The organism is Pseudomonas fluorescens (assembly GCF_001708445.1).
GTDB classification, from domain to species: Bacteria; Pseudomonadota; Gammaproteobacteria; order Pseudomonadales; family Pseudomonadaceae; genus Aquipseudomonas; species Aquipseudomonas gorinensis.
The window spans coordinates 2,217,496-2,234,055 of record NZ_CP015637.1 but is presented as its reverse complement, the minus strand read 5'-3'; the positions used below and the strand labels follow the sequence as shown (position 1 = coordinate 2,234,055).

At 63.7% G+C, this 16,560-nt stretch carries 18 protein-coding genes; 14 read left to right on the top strand and 4 right to left on the bottom strand.

The window, feature by feature from the left end:
• Positions 1-7 precede the first annotated feature (7 nt).
• The 3 genes from A7317_RS10160 to A7317_RS10150 all read left to right on the top strand — a co-directional run bounded on the left by A7317_RS10160 (position 8) and on the right by A7317_RS10150 (position 1,793).
• Entirely contained in the window at positions 8-397 is a 390-nt protein-coding gene (locus A7317_RS10160) for a carboxymuconolactone decarboxylase family protein (RefSeq protein WP_024074701.1), read from the top strand.
• 77 nt (positions 398-474) lie between these two features.
• Complete coding sequence (locus tag A7317_RS10155; protein WP_024074700.1) at positions 475-1,227, top strand: GntR family transcriptional regulator; 753 nt, start codon at positions 475-477, stop codon at positions 1,225-1,227.
• A gap of 2 nt (positions 1,228-1,229) precedes the next feature.
• Positions 1,230-1,793 (top strand): NUDIX hydrolase, encoded by a 564-nt coding sequence (locus tag A7317_RS10150; protein ID WP_069075693.1) that lies wholly within the window; start codon positions 1,230-1,232, stop codon positions 1,791-1,793.
• A 320-nt stretch (positions 1,794-2,113) separates the two neighbouring features.
• Here the strand turns inward: A7317_RS10150 and A7317_RS10145 are convergent, their stop codons facing one another.
• Positions 2,114-2,407, bottom strand: coding sequence for a DUF1330 domain-containing protein (locus A7317_RS10145; RefSeq protein ID WP_024074698.1), 294 nt, complete (start codon positions 2,405-2,407; stop codon positions 2,114-2,116).
• 70 nt (positions 2,408-2,477) lie between these two features.
• Between A7317_RS10145 and ribBA the strand changes: the two genes are divergently transcribed.
• The 5 genes from ribBA (at position 2,478) to A7317_RS10120 (ending at position 7,740) form a co-directional block, all read left to right on the top strand.
• Complete coding sequence (ribBA, locus tag A7317_RS10140; protein ID WP_069075692.1) at positions 2,478-3,587, top strand: bifunctional 3,4-dihydroxy-2-butanone-4-phosphate synthase/GTP cyclohydrolase II; 1,110 nt, start codon at positions 2,478-2,480, stop codon at positions 3,585-3,587.
• A 225-nt stretch (positions 3,588-3,812) separates the two neighbouring features.
• Positions 3,813-4,838, top strand: coding sequence for an ABC transporter substrate-binding protein (locus A7317_RS10135; protein WP_024074696.1), 1,026 nt, complete (start codon positions 3,813-3,815; stop codon positions 4,836-4,838).
• Entirely contained in the window at positions 4,835-5,752 is a 918-nt protein-coding gene (locus A7317_RS10130; RefSeq protein ID WP_024074695.1) for an ABC transporter permease, read from the top strand. Before A7317_RS10135 ends, A7317_RS10130 begins: the two co-directional genes overlap by 4 nt.
• 6 nt (positions 5,753-5,758) lie before the next feature.
• Positions 5,759-6,568, top strand: a complete 810-nt coding sequence (locus A7317_RS10125; RefSeq protein ID WP_010567348.1) for an ABC transporter permease — start codon at positions 5,759-5,761, stop codon at positions 6,566-6,568.
• A gap of 17 nt (positions 6,569-6,585) precedes the next feature.
• Positions 6,586-7,740 (top strand): ABC transporter ATP-binding protein, encoded by a 1,155-nt coding sequence (locus A7317_RS10120; RefSeq protein WP_024074694.1) that lies wholly within the window; start codon positions 6,586-6,588, stop codon positions 7,738-7,740.
• Positions 7,741-8,051: 311 nt separating this feature from the next.
• Here A7317_RS10120 and A7317_RS10115 read toward each other — a convergent pair whose 3' ends face one another.
• The 3 genes from A7317_RS10115 to A7317_RS10105 are packed head-to-tail and all read right to left on the bottom strand — an operon-like array spanning position 8,052 to position 10,491.
• A complete protein-coding gene (locus A7317_RS10115; protein ID WP_069075691.1) occupies positions 8,052-8,792 on the bottom strand; it encodes a PAS domain-containing protein in 741 nt (246 codons plus the stop codon).
• Entirely contained in the window at positions 8,793-9,452 is a 660-nt protein-coding gene (locus A7317_RS10110) for a response regulator (protein WP_069075690.1), read from the bottom strand.
• Positions 9,421-10,491, bottom strand: a complete 1,071-nt coding sequence (locus A7317_RS10105) for an ATP-binding protein (RefSeq protein WP_237141788.1) — start codon at positions 10,489-10,491, stop codon at positions 9,421-9,423. Before A7317_RS10105 ends, A7317_RS10110 begins: the two co-directional genes overlap by 32 nt.
• Before the next feature lie 225 nt (positions 10,492-10,716).
• Between A7317_RS10105 and A7317_RS10100 the strand changes: the two genes are divergently transcribed.
• Genes A7317_RS10100 through A7317_RS10075 form a run of 6 tightly spaced genes read left to right on the top strand, consistent with a single transcriptional unit; the run spans position 10,717 to position 16,560 of the window.
• Positions 10,717-11,163, top strand: coding sequence for a dimethylamine monooxygenase subunit DmmA family protein (locus A7317_RS10100; RefSeq protein WP_024074690.1), 447 nt, complete (start codon positions 10,717-10,719; stop codon positions 11,161-11,163).
• Complete coding sequence (locus tag A7317_RS10095) at positions 11,160-12,089, top strand: PDR/VanB family oxidoreductase (RefSeq protein ID WP_024074689.1); 930 nt, start codon at positions 11,160-11,162, stop codon at positions 12,087-12,089. Before A7317_RS10100 ends, A7317_RS10095 begins: the two co-directional genes overlap by 4 nt.
• An 11-nt stretch (positions 12,090-12,100) precedes the next feature.
• Positions 12,101-13,117, top strand: a complete 1,017-nt coding sequence (locus A7317_RS10090) for a heme-dependent oxidative N-demethylase family protein (RefSeq protein ID WP_041160898.1) — start codon at positions 12,101-12,103, stop codon at positions 13,115-13,117.
• 27 nt (positions 13,118-13,144) lie between these two features.
• Positions 13,145-14,275 (top strand): aminomethyltransferase family protein, encoded by a 1,131-nt coding sequence (locus A7317_RS10085; protein WP_069075689.1) that lies wholly within the window; start codon positions 13,145-13,147, stop codon positions 14,273-14,275.
• Between the two features lie 30 nt (positions 14,276-14,305).
• On the top strand, positions 14,306-15,172 hold the full coding sequence (gene purU, locus A7317_RS10080) for a formyltetrahydrofolate deformylase (RefSeq protein WP_024074686.1): 867 nt from the start codon (positions 14,306-14,308) through the stop codon (positions 15,170-15,172).
• Between the two features lie 20 nt (positions 15,173-15,192).
• A complete protein-coding gene (locus A7317_RS10075; protein ID WP_069075688.1) occupies positions 15,193-16,560 on the top strand; it encodes an NAD(P)-binding domain-containing protein in 1,368 nt (455 codons plus the stop codon).

Sequence of the window (16,560 nt, the reverse complement as noted above, 5' to 3'; positions counted from 1 at the left end):
CAGTACGATGAGCAACGACAAATATGAGCAGGGCCTGAAAATCCGCACCCAGGTGCTGGGCGAAGCCTATGTGCAGCGCTCCCTCGAGAATGCCGACGATTTCACCCGGCCCTTGCAGGAGATGGTCACCGAGTACTGCTGGGGCCATGTGTGGGGCCGTGAGGGTTTGTCGCTTAAAGAACGCAGCATGATAAACTTGGCAATGATTTCGGCCCTCAATCGACCTCACGAGCTCAAGCTGCATGTACGTGGCGCCTTGCGTAACGGGCTGAGTCGTGAACAAATACGCGAAATTCTGCTTCAGGTCGGCATTTATTGCGGGGTTCCCGCCGCCGTGGACAGCTTCCGGCTGGCCCGGGAAGCTTTCGCCGAAGCCGATGCAGAGGCCACCCGTTAACCCTTGGCTGTTTTGATCGATCGAGCACCGCTGCCGGTGCTCGTTTTGCAGGGACAGCCACCTTCAGAGCAGACCCCATGAAACGCCTGCCACTCGACGACAGCTTCAAGGTCAATCACAACCCGGTCACCCTGCGCGAAATCGTGCTGGAGAAACTGCGCAGCGCCATCATGAACTTCCAGCTCCTGCCGGGCGACCGCCTGGTAGAACGCGACCTGTGTGATCGCCTGGGCGTCAGCCGCACGTCGGTGCGCGAAGCCCTGCGTCACCTGGAGTCCGAGGGCCTGGTGGAGTTTGCCGATGCCAAAGGCCCGCAGGTCGCGATCATCACCCTGGCCGACGCGGTCGACATCTATGAACTGCGCTGCGTGCTCGAAGGCTTGATCGTGCAGTTGTTCACCCTGCGCGCCAAGGCCAAGGACATCAAGGCCCTGGAAAAAGCCCTGGAGGAGAACCGCAAGGCCCTCAAGGACGGCGAACTGCAACAGGTGATCGACTCGGTGCAAGGCTTCTACGACGTCTTGCTCGAAGGCTCCGGCAACCACGTGGCGGCCACGCAACTGCGCCAGTTGCAGGCGCGTATCAGCTACCTGCGCGCCACCTCGGTGTCCCAGGAAAACCGCCGCGGCGCCAGTAACCAGGAAATGGAACGCATGGTCCAGGCAATCAAGAGCGGCGATCCGCTCGCGGCGCACCAGGCCTGTGTCGATCACGTGCGCGCAGCCGCTGCCGTGGCCCTGGATTACCTCAAGCGCAAGCAGGAAGAGACCGGCAAGATTCCAGAGATCACCCTGCCCATCGCGCTCAAAGAACCGCGCATAGGCCACTGACCATGTTCAGCCCAAGCTATTGCCCGAAATGCGGCGGCAGTGACCTCGGTCGCCAGTTGCCACCGGGCGATACGCATGAGCGCCTGATGTGCCGGGGTTGCGGCTATATCCACTACATCAACCCCAAGATCATCGCCGGCTGCATCATCGAGCAGGACGGCAAATACCTGCTGTGCCAACGGGCAATCCCGCCCCGTCCCGGCACCTGGACCCTACCGGCCGGCTTCATGGAAGGCGGCGAGACCACTGAACAAGCCGCGTTGCGCGAAGTCTGGGAAGAAAGCGGCGTGCGCGCGGAAATCGTCTCGCCCTACTCGATCTTCAGCGTGCCGACGATCAGCGAGGTGTACATCATCTTCCGCGCCATCGCGCTGGAGATCACCGGCCAGTTCGGCCCGGAAACCCTCGACTACCGGTTCTTCGCACCCGAGGACATTCCCTGGGACAGCATCTACTACCCGGCGATCCGGCAGATCCTCGAACGGTATATCGAGGAACGCCAGGCCGGGGTGTATGGCATCTACATCGGCAATGACGGCAGCGGCAAGATCCACTTTATCCGCTGATCTCACAGCCAAACACCGGACCAAATGTGGGAGGGGCGGTGCGACGATTCGACTTGCCCCCGATAGCAGTGTGTCAGCCGCTGAATAAGGTGACTGACCCACCGCCATCGGGGGCAAGCCCCCTCCCACACTGGCCCGCTGTTGGCAGGTAGAAAGCAGCCCGGCGGTAGATCGCATGGATACCACCAATCCCCTGTGGGAGATGTCGAGCTTTAGCGAGGCTTCGAAGGCGGCGGCACGGTTGGCAGAGAGGTTGGCTGACCCACCGCCATCGGGGGCAAGCCCCCTCCCACATTTGGTCCTATGTTTGGCCTGATGACCTAAGGCGCCAGCCCTTCCACGATGACGATCTGCGCCACCCCCGCCCCTTCACGGTACCCCTTCGCCTCCTGATATTCAGCAGACTCGTAGCACGCCACCGCCTGCTCGTAGCTATCGAACTCGATCACCACATTGCGCTGCCGTGCCGGCCCGCCTTCCATCGCCTCGCTGCGCCCGCCCCTGGCCAGGAACCGCCCGCCAAACTTGGCAAACGCTGCCGGTGCGCGTTGGGTGTACTGCGTGTACTGCTCTGCGTCGGACACATCCACATGGGCAATCCAGTAAGCCTTCATCGTGACATCCTCTTGTTGAGTTTTTGTGGTATACCATAATACATACAACCAACAAAACGAGCACACTGACATGCCCTTCAACAGCATCGCAGACATCATCGAAGACTATCGCCAGGGCAAGATGGTGCTCCTGGTGGACGACGAAGACCGGGAAAACGAAGGCGACCTGTTGCTGCCCGCTGCCTGCTGCACCGCCGAGACTATCAGTTTCATGGCTCGCGAAGCCCGTGGCCTGATTTGCCTGACCCTGACCGACGAACATTGCCAGCGCCTGGGCCTCGAGCAGATGGTGCCGAGCAATGGCAGCGTGTTCAGTACGGCGTTTACCGTGTCCATCGAAGCCGCCAGCGGCGTAACCACCGGCATCTCTGCCGCCGACCGCGCGCGCACCGTGGCGGCGGCCGTTGACGTCAATGCCGGGCCCGCCGACATCGTGCAACCTGGGCATATCTTCCCGTTGCGCGCCAAGGACGGCGGCGTATTGACCCGCGCCGGCCACACCGAAGCCGGCTGCGACCTGGCGCGCCTGGCCGGGCACACACCGGCCTCGGTGATCGTTGAAGTGATGAACGACGACGGCACCATGGCGCGCCGCCCCGACCTGGAAATTTTCGCGCGCAAACATGGGATCAAGATCGGCACCATCGCCGACCTGATCCACTACCGCCTCAGCACCGAGCGTACCGTGGTGCGCATTGGCGAACGGGATTTGCCCACGGTGCATGGCACGTTCCGCCTGATCACCTTCGAAGACCGCATCGACGGCGGCGTGCACATGGCAATGGTCATGGGCCAGTTGCGCCGCGATACCCCTGCGCTGGTGCGCGTGCATGTGATCGACCCGCTGCGCGACCTGGTCGGCGCCGACTACAGCGGCCCGTCCAACTGGACCCTGTGGGCCGCGTTGCAACGCGTCGCCGCCGAAGGCTGCGGCGTGGTGGTGGTGCTGGCCAACCATGAGTCGTCCCAGGCGCTGCTGGAGCGTGTGCCACAACTCACCCAGGCGCCACGCCAGTTCAACCGTTCGCAGTCGCGCATCTATTCGGAAGTGGGTACCGGGGCGCAGATCTTGCAGGACCTCGGCGTCGGCAAGCTGCGTCACCTCGGCCCGCCCCTCAAATACGCCGGGCTGACCGGCTACGACCTGGAGGTGGTCGAGAGCATTCCCTTCACCGAATGACGGATAACCGGTAAGGCAAAATGCTTGCACAAAGTTTGGAATACCATAATATGATATTCCATAGACCGAACGCTTTCGCCAAGTGCGCCCGCCAGGGATAGCACCAATAACAGCCCTTGGCACGGTCGCCTTTTGGGGCCCCGACTGAGGCCCTGATTGACCTACTGCTCCCGATAGGCGGGCATTACCAGCCCGCTCAATAACAAAACAAATGAGGGCGTGAACATGGTGTTGAACAAACGTACAACCGCGGTGCTGTTTGCCGGTTTACTGGCGACGGCCACCCACGCGGCCCTGGCGGCCGAAAGCATCAACTTCGTGAGCTGGGGCGGTAGCACCCAGGATGCGCAGAAGCAGGCCTGGGCCGACCCGTTCAGCAAGGCCAGCGGCATTACCGTGGTCCAGGATGGGCCCACCGACTACGGCAAACTCAAGGCCATGGTCGAAAGCGGCAACGTGCAGTGGGACGTGGTGGATGTGGAGGCCGACTTCGCCTTGCGCGCCGCCGCCGAAGGTCTGCTCGAACCCCTGGATTTCTCGGTGATCCAGCGCGACAAGATCGACCCGCGCTTCGTCTCCGACCATGGCGTGGGCTCGTTCTTCTTCTCCTTCGTGCTCGGCTACAACGAAGGCAAGCTCGGCGCCAGCAAGCCCCAGGACTGGACCGCGCTGTTCGACACCAAGACCTACCCCGGCAAACGCGCCCTCTACAAATGGCCGAGCCCTGGCGTGCTCGAACTGGCCCTGCTCGCCGACGGCGTACCGGCCGACAAGCTCTACCCGCTGGACCTGGACCGCGCCTTCAAGAAACTCGACACCATCAAGAAAGACATCGTCTGGTGGGGCGGCGGTGCACAGTCTCAGCAACTGCTGGCCTCCGGCGAAGTCAGCATGGGCCAGTTCTGGAACGGTCGCATCCACGCCCTGCAGGAAGACGGCGCGCCAGTGGGCGTGAGCTGGAAGCAGAACCTGGTGATGGCCGACATCCTCGTCGTGCCTAAAGGCACGAAGAACAAAGCCGCCGCGATGAAGTTCCTGGCCAGTGCCAGCAGCGCCAAAGGCCAGGCCGACTTTTCCAACCTGACCGCCTATGCTCCAGTGAACATCGACAGTGTGCAGCGCCTCGACTCGGTGCTGGCGCCGAACCTGCCGACCGCCTACGTCAAGGATCAGATCACCCTCGATTTCGCCTACTGGGCCAAGAACGGTCCGGCCATTGCGACACGGTGGAATGAATGGCTAGTCAAATGAAAATGACGGCAACCACACCGACCGGGAGCGCCCTCGGCGCTGCCGGCGCGGTTTCCTCCAAGGCCGGTGCGCCGTCCCTGGCGCAGCGCTGGCGGGGGTCGAGCAACCTGATCCCGGCCCTGCTGTTCCTCGGCCTGTTCTTCCTGGCGCCGCTGATCGGCCTGCTGCTGCGTGGCGTGCTGGAGCCGGTGCCGGGCCTGGGCAACTATGAACAACTGTTTGCCAACTCGGCCTATGCACGGGTGCTGCTCAACACCTTTTCGGTGGCGGGCCTGGTGACCCTGTTCAGCCTGCTGCTGGGCTTCCCGCTGGCCTGGGCGATTACCCTGGTGCCGCGCGGCTGGGGGCGCTGGATCCTGAACATCGTGCTGCTATCGATGTGGACCAGCCTGCTCGCCCGCACCTATTCCTGGTTGGTCTTGCTGCAAGCCTCCGGAGTGATCAACAAGGCGCTGATGGCGATGGGCATCATCGATCAGCCGCTGGAGATGGTGCACAACCTGACCGGCGTGGTGATCGGCATGAGCTACATCATGATCCCGTTCATTGTGCTGCCGTTGCAGGCGACCATGCAGGCCATCGACCCGATGATCCTGCAGGCCGGCTCGATCTGCGGCGCGAGCCCGTGGACCAACTTCTTCCGGGTGTTCCTGCCGCTGTGCCGGCCGGGGTTGTTTTCCGGCGGCCTGATGGTGTTCGTGATGTCCCTCGGTTACTACGTCACCCCGGCGCTGCTCGGCGGTGCGCAGAACATGATGCTGCCCGAGTTCATCATCCAGCAGGTGCAATCGTTCCTCAATTGGGGCCTGGCCAGTGCCGGCGCCGCGTTGCTGATCTTCATCACCCTGGTGCTGTTCTACTTCTACCTGAAGCTTCAGCCGGAATCCCCGGTTGGCGCCAGCAACGCGAGGTAAGCCGTCATGCTCCTGACTCCCAATGCCATGAGCCGCAGGATGCGCTTGGGCCTCTACACCACCACCGGCTTGATCGGCCTGTTCCTGCTGCTGCCGATCGTGTTCATCGTGCTGCTCTCGTTCGGCTCGTCGCAATGGCTGGTGTTCCCGCCACCGGGCTGGACGCTGAAATGGTATGGCCAGTTCTTCTCCAACGCCGACTGGATGAATGCCGCGATGGCCAGCCTCAAGGTGGCGGTGCTGACCACCGTGTTCGCCGTCGCCCTGGGCCTGCCCACCGCGTTTGCCCTGGTGCGCGGGCGTTTCCCCGGCCGTGAGCTGCTCTACGGTCTGTTCACGCTGCCGATGATCGTGCCGCTGGTGATCATCGCCGTGGCGGTGTACGCGCTGTTCCTCAAGCTCGGCTACACCGGCACGATGTTCGCCTTTGTGGTCAGCCATGTGATCGTCGCGCTGCCGTTCACGATCATCTCGATCATCAACTCGCTGAAGCTGTTCGACCAGTCGATCGAAGACGCGGCGGTGATCTGCGGCGCCTCGCGTTTGCAGGCGGTGTTCAAGGTGACCTTTCCGGCGATTCGCCCAGGAATGGTGGCCGGTGCGCTGTTTGCCTTTCTGGTCTCGTGGGACGAGGTGGTGCTCAGCGTGATGATGGCCAGCCCGACCCTGCAAACCCTTCCCGTGAAAATGTGGACCACCCTGCGCCAGGACCTGACGCCTGTGATCGCCGTCGCTTCGACGCTGCTGATCGGCCTCTCGGTACTGGTCATGGTGATTGCCGCCGCCGTTCGCCGGCGTACCGAAACCCGCGCCTGAGCGCCGAGGAGAAGAACATGAGTGCAGTGATCAACGATGTCGCGCGAAGCCATGGCCAACCCCTGGTCAGCCTGCGCAACCTGAACAAGCACTACGGCGAATTTGCCGCCGTCGACAACATTTCGCTGGATATCAAGGACGGCGAATTCCTCACCTTCCTCGGCTCCAGCGGCTCGGGCAAAAGCACCACGCTGTCGATGCTCGCCGGTTTTGAAACACCGAGCAGCGGCGAGATCCTGGTGAGCGGCCAATCGCTGGTCAACGTACCGCCGCACAAGCGCGACATCGGCATGGTGTTCCAGCGTTACTCGCTGTTCCCGCACCTATCGGTACGCGACAACATCGCCTTCCCCCTGGCGATTCGCAAACTGGCCAGCGCCGAACGCGAGAAGCGCGTCGACGCCATGCTCAAGCTGGTGCAGCTTGAGCAATTTGCGCATCGCCGCCCTTCGCAACTGTCCGGCGGCCAGCAGCAACGGGTCGCCATCGCACGCGCGCTGGTGTACGAGCCGCGCATCCTGCTGATGGACGAACCCCTCGGCGCCCTCGACAAGAAGCTGCGTGAAGACCTGCAGGACGAACTGCGCCAACTGCACCGGCGCCTGGGCATCACCATCGTCTACGTGACCCACGACCAGGAAGAAGCCATGCGCCTGTCCCAGCGCATCGCGATTTTCAGCCACGGCAAGATCGTCGGCCTGGGCAGCGGCTTCGACCTCTATCAGAACCCGCCGAACGCCTTTGTCGCGTCGTTCCTCGGCAACTCCAACTTCCTCAAGCTCAAGGCCCAGGGCAATGCTGCGGCGTCGTTCGAAGGCCAATCCCTGTCGATCCGCCTGACCAGCGGGTTGCACACCGAGCAGGAGGTACTGCTGATGGTGCGCCCGGAAAAAGCCCTGGCGCTGAGCGTCGAACAGGCCACCGCACAGCCCTTGGCCGCCGGTTGGAATGAAGTGTCGGCCATCGTCGGTGAAGTGCTGTTCCTCGGCGAAAGCCAGACCTGCACGGTGAAAACCCTCGGCGGCACGTCGATGACGGTCAAGGCGCTGTCTGCCGCGGGCATGCCCCTCAAGGCCGGCGACCCGGTGCGCGTGCGCTGGGCCACGGCGGATGCGTGTGTGTATACCGAATGGGCTGAAAGCGACCTGAACAAAGCCGCCGGCGCGCACTGAGTCACCCTTGTGGGAGGGGGCTTGCCCCCGATGGCTGTGGTTCAGTTACAGATGCATCTACTGACACTCCCTCATCGGGGGCAAGCCCCCTCCCACATTTGGATCTGTGTAGGTGTTTGGTTCTGCGGCAGCCATTTCCATCAAAAGCTGCATGGATAGCTCCGTTATTTGAAATCACAGTAGATCCCTGTGGGAGGGGGCTTGCCCCCGATGGCTGTGTGTCAGCCAAAGATGCATCCACTGACACTCCACCATCGGGGGCAAGTCGAATCGTCGCACCGCCCCTCCCACATTTGAACGGCGTTTACCCGTTAAAGCTTGCGCTCGAAAATCGCCCCCTCGATCCCCAGCACCTCGCGGGTATCGGCATAAATCCCCACGCCCTTCTCCCATACGTGCTTGATCGAGCGGTCGGCGCAGCGGATCTGGTAATTGAGCTCGAACGGCTCATGCCGCGACAGCGCATATTGCACCTCGCGCCATACGTAGTCGGCATCCTGCGCCAGGATCAGGCTGTTGTAGGTGAACTCATGGTTGTCCACCAGGCGCTCGGCGGGGTAGCCGGTCAACTCCAGGCAGCCGGCGCTGACGAATTCCATGGTCCAGTCGCGGTTGTTGCGCCCGCGGTAGATCAGCCCCGGCATGCTGTCGAGCAGGCTCATGCTGCTGCGCTGGCTGGCCTGCAAGGCAATTTCACGGCGTTTATGCGCGGTGATGTCGCTGGCCACCAGATAGAACCCCTGGGGGCCGCGCTTGAGGCTGATCTCGAACCAGCGCAGCTCGCCGCAGGGGTGCACGAAGCGCAGGCGCTGGTTGAACGAGGTCTCGGGGCGGCGGCGCAGTTCATTCAGGGCCTGGCGCCACAGCGGGCGGTCTTCCTGGTGCACATAGTCCATCAGGTTGCGCTCGGCACCCGGCGGCCCCATCAGCTCGGCCCAGGCCAGGTTGAAGTGGGCGATCTGGCCGTTGTCGCGCAGTTGCAATAAGGCGGCGGGAAAGCAATCCATCAGGTCAATCGGCAGGTGCGCAAACGCTTCGGGGCTGTCCCTCATCTAGTGGCGCTCCTCTTGTTTCATCAAGGCGCCGCTGTGCACCCAGGCCGCCAGCTCCAGCCGTGAATGCAGGCCAAGCTTCTGCAACAGGCTACGCACGTAGATTTTCACCGTGCCGTCGCTGATCCCCAATTCCCGGCCGATCTGTTTATTGCTCATGCCGGCGGCGATCAGCGCCAGGGTCTGGCCTTCGCGTTCGGTGAGGTTTTCGCTGCCCGCGGCCTCACACGCCGGCGCAGGCTCGGCCTGGTCGGCGAGCAAGGCAATCAGGGTCGAGTCCAGCACGATCGCGCCCTTGTGACAGTTGCGCATATACGCCAGCAACGCCTCGGGCTCTGTTTCCTTGAGCACATAGCCGCTGGCGCCCAGGCGCAAGGCGGTGAGCAGCTCGGCGCGGTCCATCGAGGCGGTGAGCACCACCACCTGACACTCCAGGCGCAACTGGCGCAGTTCATCCAGCACCTGCAAACCGCTGAGGCCGGGCATGTGCAGATCGAGCAGGACCTGTTGCGGCGTCAGGCTCACGGCCAGGTTGATGCCTTCACGGCCACTGGCTGCCTGCCCCACCACTTCGAAGTCGTCGCTGGCATCGAACAACTGCGCCAGGCCCTTGCGAAACAATGGGTGATCATCGATCAGTAATAAGGTCGTGCAGTCCATCGAGACTCCCCTGTGGCAGGTCGTGGTGGCGGCGCAGGCCAAGGTGCACGCGCACCCCGTGCGGGCGGATCGTTTCAATGCTCAGGCGCGCGCCGAGGCTGGCGGCGCGCTCGCGGATAATCGCCAGGCCGAAATGATTATGTTCGTCGGATGCCGGGCTCAGGCCGATGCCATCGTCTTCCACCGACACTGAAGCGTCGCCGTCCTGGGTCTGGCGCAGCTCAATGCGCACGTGCCGCGCGTGGGAATGGCGCACGGCATTGGCCAGGGCCTCGCGAATGATCTGCAAGACCTGCAATTCGGTTTCCGGGCCCAGGGCATCGTCCGGCAGGCGGTTGTCCAGTTCGAACACGATGATGCAACGCCGCGAGAACTCCGCCACCGAATCGGCCAGGGCCTGGCGCAGCGAGCGCCCGTCCATGGTCAGGCGCGCACTGGTGATCAGCTCGCGCACCTGGCGTTGCAACTGGCTCAGGCCGACACACAGGTCGTGCAGGGCTGGCGCGCCCAACTGCGACTGCAACCCATGGGCCTGGAACGACAGGTAACCCAACTGCTGCGCCACCGAATCGTGCAGCTCACGGGCCAGGGCACCGTGGCGGGAGGTCGCCTGTTTGCGCTGCTGCTCACGGGCGTGGCCGCGCAGGCGCACGGTTACGCCGACGGCCTGCGCTGCCTCTTCCAACAACTGGCGCCAGCTGGCACCGGCTCGCCTGGGCGTGTCGAGCAGCAACACGCCCTTCTGGCCCTCGGGCAAGGCACACACCAGGCGATGCACACCGCGTTGCCGGCACGGGCCACAGGCCTGGGGCGTTTGCGCCACGGCTGCATTGCGCCAGGGGCAGGTCGCGGCGTCCTGGCAGCCTTCGATCAAGGCGCGGCGTGTCGGGCTGAGGTCTTCGCCGCCGAGGATCAGGTTGAGCCTGGCGCGGGGTAGCAGTGCGTCGAAACGGTCCAGGAAATCCGACAAGGCACCGTCAGCGTGCAGGGGCAACCCGGCCAACAGCCGGCGCACGCTGCGCGCCTGTTCGCGGCGCACAGGCCCCAACCAGAGCGGCCACCATTGCGGTCGTATTCGCACTCTTCGATAACTCCCCGTCCCGTTGCTCGGCGTGACCTCAAGCCCAGCAACTTCCATGCCCCGAACGCCCTTGGGGCAAGGCTTATCTCCAAAGGCATAGCCCTTTTTCCAGATTGAGAAGATTTTCCCCATAGGAAAGTATCTCTCCCAACAGGAAACAAAACGCACCTTGGAGGAGCCCGCATGACGCACACCCTCAGCCGCCCCATCGTGGTGATGCAATCGGCGACCGCCTGCACGGAGGTGGTCGCCACGCTGGACCAGCCGGTACTGCTGAACGGCGAACAACCCGACTTCGCGCGCCGCCTGCAACAGGCATTGAGCAGCGCCACCGTGGGGTGCCGGCTTTACCTGCTGGGAGATGAAGCCTTTGTCTGGCGTATCCATGCGCAAGCCCGCGCCGCAGGCCTGGAAGACGACGAGATCAGCATGACCTGCGCCACGCCCGGCCTACGCCAGGTGTATTGCGCCCACTGTGGCCTGACCCAGGCTGCCGGGCCAGCGCCCTCATTGAACTGCATCGGCTGCCACGTCGGGCTTGAAGTGCGTACGCATTTCTCCCGGCGCCTGGGGGCTTACCTCGGCGTGTGCCACAACCCCGACCAGCCCTATGCAGGGTTCCAGCCATGAGCGCGGCCCTGAAGGTTCAGGTCAGCGCCGCAAGAATGCTCACGCCGGTGGTGCGCGAACTCACCCTGACCGCCTGCGACGGTACCCTGCCCGGCTTCTCGCCCGGCAGCCATGTGCAAGTGCATCTGCCGCTGGCCGACGGCACGGTGCGCAACGCCTATTCGCTGACCAGCGACCCGGCGCACCTGCACCACTACCGCATCGCCGTGCGCCTGCAAGACGCTTCGCGTGGCGGCTCGCAGTACCTGCATCGGCAGGTGCGGGTCGGCGACACCTTGCAGCTCTCGCCGCCGGCCAATCTGTTCGCGCCCCACGGCACCGCGCGCCGGCATATCCTCATCGCTGCCGGGATCGGTATCACGCCGTTCATGGCCTATATCGCCGCGCTGGAACAGCAGCAGGCCGACTTCGAACTGCATTACCTGTTCCGCCCGGGCCTCAGCGACGCCTATCTCGACGAGTTGCAACAACGCCTAGGCCCGCGCCTGCACAGCTACGAACGGCGCCCGGACCTGAACCGGATCCTCGCCAACCGGCCACTGGGCAGCCACGTCTACAGCTGTGGCCCGCAGTCTCTGCTCGACGCGGTCGAGCTTGAGGCCACCCGCCTCGGTTGGTCGCCCAAGCGCGTGCATTCCGAAGCCTTCAAGGGTGCCCAGCCGGGCCAGCCGTTCGACCTGCACCTGCTGCGCAGCGGCCGGCGCCTGCGGGTCGAGGCCGAGCAAAGCCTGCTCGAAGCCCTGGAGCACGCAGGACTACAGGTGCCCAACCTGTGCCGTGGCGGGGTCTGCGGCCAGTGCATCACCCGGCACAACGGCGGCGCCATCGAACACCGTGACAGTTTCCTCAGCCCGGCCGAGCAGGCCGAATTTCTGATGCCCTGCGTCTCGCGCGGCCACGGCCCCTGCGTTTCGCTGGACCTCTAGGAGTGAGTGATATGCCCCTGCAATCGAGCCCCGTGTTGAGCTATCGCGACGATTTCAGCTTTCGCAACAGCCCGGCGGCGATCCGGCGCTTCCCCTTTCCCTTCATCGAGGACAGCTACCTGTACTCGGTGAATATCGAACCGGCCACCTCCCGCGACCCCGGCTCGATCTATGAGCACGCCTTCGACATCGACGAGCACTACCGCTCGGAAATGGCCGAGCGCGCCCTGGTGCTGGACCAGGACCCGCGCCGCTACCTGGTGATGCCGCACATGCAAGTGGCGGCCTGGGATGCGTTGCAGATGCTCATGCAGCACCTGGCCGCCGACTACCCGCAGTGGTTCAGCCTGACGCAAGACGGCGAGCACTGGCATTGGCGCAACCACCTGCTGGACATCGACCAGCCCTTCATCTTCGGCGACGCCACCAGCCTGCCCTGCGCACCGCTGGAGTACATCGGCCGTCAGGTGCAGGGGGATTTCGCCCTGCTCGACCAGCGCGACGGCGACCTGTACATGGACGCCGGCCTGGTCACCAGCCCGGCCGACTGGTCGCTGGCGTTCGATGCCGGCATGAGTTTCAAGCAATGGCACGCACCGGTGCCCATGGCCCATCAGATGGGCGTGTTCGACCGCGCGCTGAAGTACCTGCTCAACCTGCAGGTCGGCCAGCCCGTGCGGCGCTTGAACTGGACCCTGACCATCAACCCGCGCCTGGATTCATCCCCCGAGACGTTCCATCAATGGGGCGCCGATCGCGGCCAGATCACCGCGCAGAACGTCGGGCAGCAGGTGCACCTGCGGGTCGAGCTGCAAGTGATGGCGCGCCTGCCGCGCAGCCACGCGGTGATGTTCAGCATCCGTACCTACCTGATCAGCCTGGACGAGCTGGTCACGCAACCCGGCTGGGGCTGTCGCCTGCACCGCGTGCTGCGCGACCTGCCCGACCCCATCGCCGACTACAAGGGCATGACCCGCTACCGCCGCACGCTGGTCGAGTGGCTGAGCCAGTTTGACCCACTCGCGTGACCTCATTTTCCCGACAAGGAGCATCACATGACCCACTCCTGGCGTATCTCTGCATTGGCCGAACGGCACCGCGCCCTTGGCTCGAACCTTGAAGACTGGAACGGCATGGGCACCGCCTGGACCTACAGCAGTGCACTGGCCGACCACCACGAAGCGATCCGCACCCGCGCCGGCCTGATGGACGTGTCGGGGCTGAAAAAAGTCCATTACGTGGGGCCCCACGCCGAGAGCCTGTTGCAGTGGGCGACCACCCGCGACATCGCCAAGCTCTACCCCGGCAAATCGGTGTACGCCTCGATGCTCGACGAGGACGGCAAATTCGTCGATGACTGCATCGTCTACCGCACCGGGCCCAATGCGTTCATGGTGGTGCATGGCGCCGGCAGCGGGCATGAAATGCTGGTGCGCTCGGCCCTGGGCCGGCAAGTGGCGGTGCTGTTCGATGACGACCTGCACGACCTGTCGCTGCAAGGCCCGCTGGCGGTGGACTTCCTCGCCGAACACGTGCCCGGCATCCGCCAACTGGCGTACTTCCACCACCTGCAAACCCGCCTGTTCGAGCGCCCGGTGATGATCTCCCGCACCGGCTACACCGGTGAGCGCGGCTACGAGATTTTCTGCAAGGCCGCCGACGCGCCGTTCCTGTGGGACAGCATCCTCGAACAGGGCGCCGGCCTGGGGATCATCCCCTGCGCCTTCACCGCCCTGGACTGGCTGCGGGTGGAAAGCTCGCTGATGTTCTTCCCCTACGACAACTCGCAGATGTACCCCTTCGCCGACCAGAAGGCCGGCGACACCCTCTGGGAAATGGGCCTGGACTTCACCGTTTCGCCGGGCAAAAGCGCGTTCCGGGGCGCCGAAGAACACCAGCGCCTGCGCGGCCAGGAGCGTTTCAAGATCACCGGCGTGCTGCTTGAGGGCGTGCGTGCCGCCGAGGCCGGCGACACCTTGTGGCAGGGCAACCGGCAAGTCGGCGTGATCACCTGCGGCATGTATTCGCGCCTGAGCAAACGCTCGATGGCCATCGCGCGCATGAGCGTCGCCTGTTCCGAACCCGGTATTGCCGTGCAGGTGCGCGGCAGCCTTGAGGCCAGCGCCAGCACCCACGCCCTGCCCTTCGATGACCCGCAAAAAACCAAGCGCACGGCCAAGGGCTGAGCCTTCCTTCACTGTATTCAGGAGCCTTCGATGGACGCCTCCCGCGAACATTACATCCTCAAGATCACCTGCCCGGCGGCGTCCGGGATCGTCGCCGCGATCAGCGCCTGCCTGGCCCGGCAGCAGTGCTACATCAGCGAGCTGGCGCAGTTCGACGACGAGTTCACCGGGCAGTTCTTCATGCGCGCGGTGTTCCGCTTCAACACCGGCGTCAGCGGCGATATCGGCGCCCTGCGCGAAGGCCTGGGCGACCTGGCCGGCGGGTTCGATATGCACTGGCAGTTGTTCAGCTCACGCCAACCGACCCGCGTACTGCTGATGGTCAGCAAATTCGACCACTGCCTCACCGACCTGCTCTACCGCCACCGCAAGGGCGAGATGGACATGCACATCACCGCCGTGGTCTCCAACCACCTGGACCTGCGGGCGATGGCCGAGCGCGAAGGCATCCGCTTCATCTACCTGCCGATCACCCAGGACACCAAGGCCAGCCAGGAAGCCGAGCTGATGCGCATCATCGAAGACACCCAGACCGACCTGGTGGTGCTCGCGCGCTACATGCAGATCCTGTCTGACGGCCTGTGCCAGCACCTGTCGGGGCGGGCGATCAATATCCATCACTCGTTCCTCCCAGGGTTCAAGGGCGCCAAGCCCTACCACCAGGCCTATGACCGTGGCGTCAAGCTGATCGGCGCCACCGCCCACTACGTCACCAGCGACCTGGATGAGGGCCCGATCATCGAGCAGGAAATCCAGCGCGTCGACCATACCCACTTGCCCGACTCGCTGGTCGCCATCGGCCGCGACACCGAAACCGTGGCCCTTTCCAAGGCCCTGAAATACCACCTGGAACACCGGGTGTTCATCAACCAGGACAAGACAGTGATCTTTCGCTGAAACCTTCAGGAGGCACGCTCATGACCCTACGTGTTGCAATCATCGGCGCCGGCCCGTGTGGCCTGGCGCAACTTCGCGCGTTCCAGTCGGCCCGCGACAAAGGTGCCGCCATCCCCGAGTTGGTGTGCTTCGAGAAACAGCAGGACTGGGGCGGCATGTGGAACTACACCTGGCGCACCGGCCTCGACGAGAACGGCGAGCCGGTGCACGGCAGCATGTACCGCTACCTGTGGTCCAACGGCCCCAAGGAATGCCTGGAATTTGCCGACTACACCTTTGAAGAACATTTCGGCCGGCCCATCGCGTCCTACCCGCCGCGCGAGGTGCTGTGGGACTACATCAAGGGCCGGGTGGAGAAAGCCGGGGTACGCGACTACATCCGCTTCAACCATGTGGTGCGCCAAGTCACCTTCGACGAACAGACCCAGCGCTTCAGCCTGTATGCCCACGACTACAACACCGACACCTTGACCTGCGAAGCATTCGACTACGTGATCAACGCCTGCGGCCACTTCTCCACGCCCAAGGTGCCGTACTTCGAAGGCTTTGAGCAATTCGCCGGGCGCATCCTACATGCCCATGATTTTCGCGAGGCCCTGGAGTTCAAGGACAAGGACCTGCTGATTGTCGGCAGCAGCTATTCGGCCGAGGATATCGGCTCGCAATGCTACAAATACGGCGCGCGCAGCATCACCAGTTGCTACCGCACCGCCCCCATGGGCTATGCCTGGCCGGACAACTGGGAAGAAAAACCACTGCTCCAGCGTCTGGAAAACAACCGCGCGTACTTTGCCGACGGCAGCAGCAAGCACATCGATGCGGTGATCCTGTGCACCGGCTACAAGCACCACTTCCCATTCCTGCCCGATGAACTGAGCCTCAAGACCGACAACCGCCTGTGGCCGATGAACCTCTACAAGGGCGTGTTCTGGGAACCCAACCCCCGCCTGATCTACCTCGGCATGCAGGACCAGTGGTACTCCTTCAACATGTTCGATGCCCAGGCCTGGTATGCCCGCGATGTGATCCTGGGGCGCATCCCACTGCCCAGCCAGGCCGAGATGGTCGCCGACAGCCAGCAATGGCACGCGCGGGAACAGACCCTGGAAACCAACCAGCAGATGTTCGAATACCAGGGCGCCTATATCCAGCACCTGGTGGACGCCACCGACTACCCGGATTTCGACATCGCCGGGGTCAACGAAACCTTTCTGCACTGGAAGCACGACAAGGCGGAAAACATCATGGGTTATCGCGACAAGTCCTACCGCTCGCTGATGACCGGCACCCAGTCGCCGCCCCACCACACGCCGTGGTTGCAGGCCCTGGATGATTCGATGGCAGCGTACCTGGGCGCGCCCGCGACGCCCATCAAGTCGGTCGGCTGA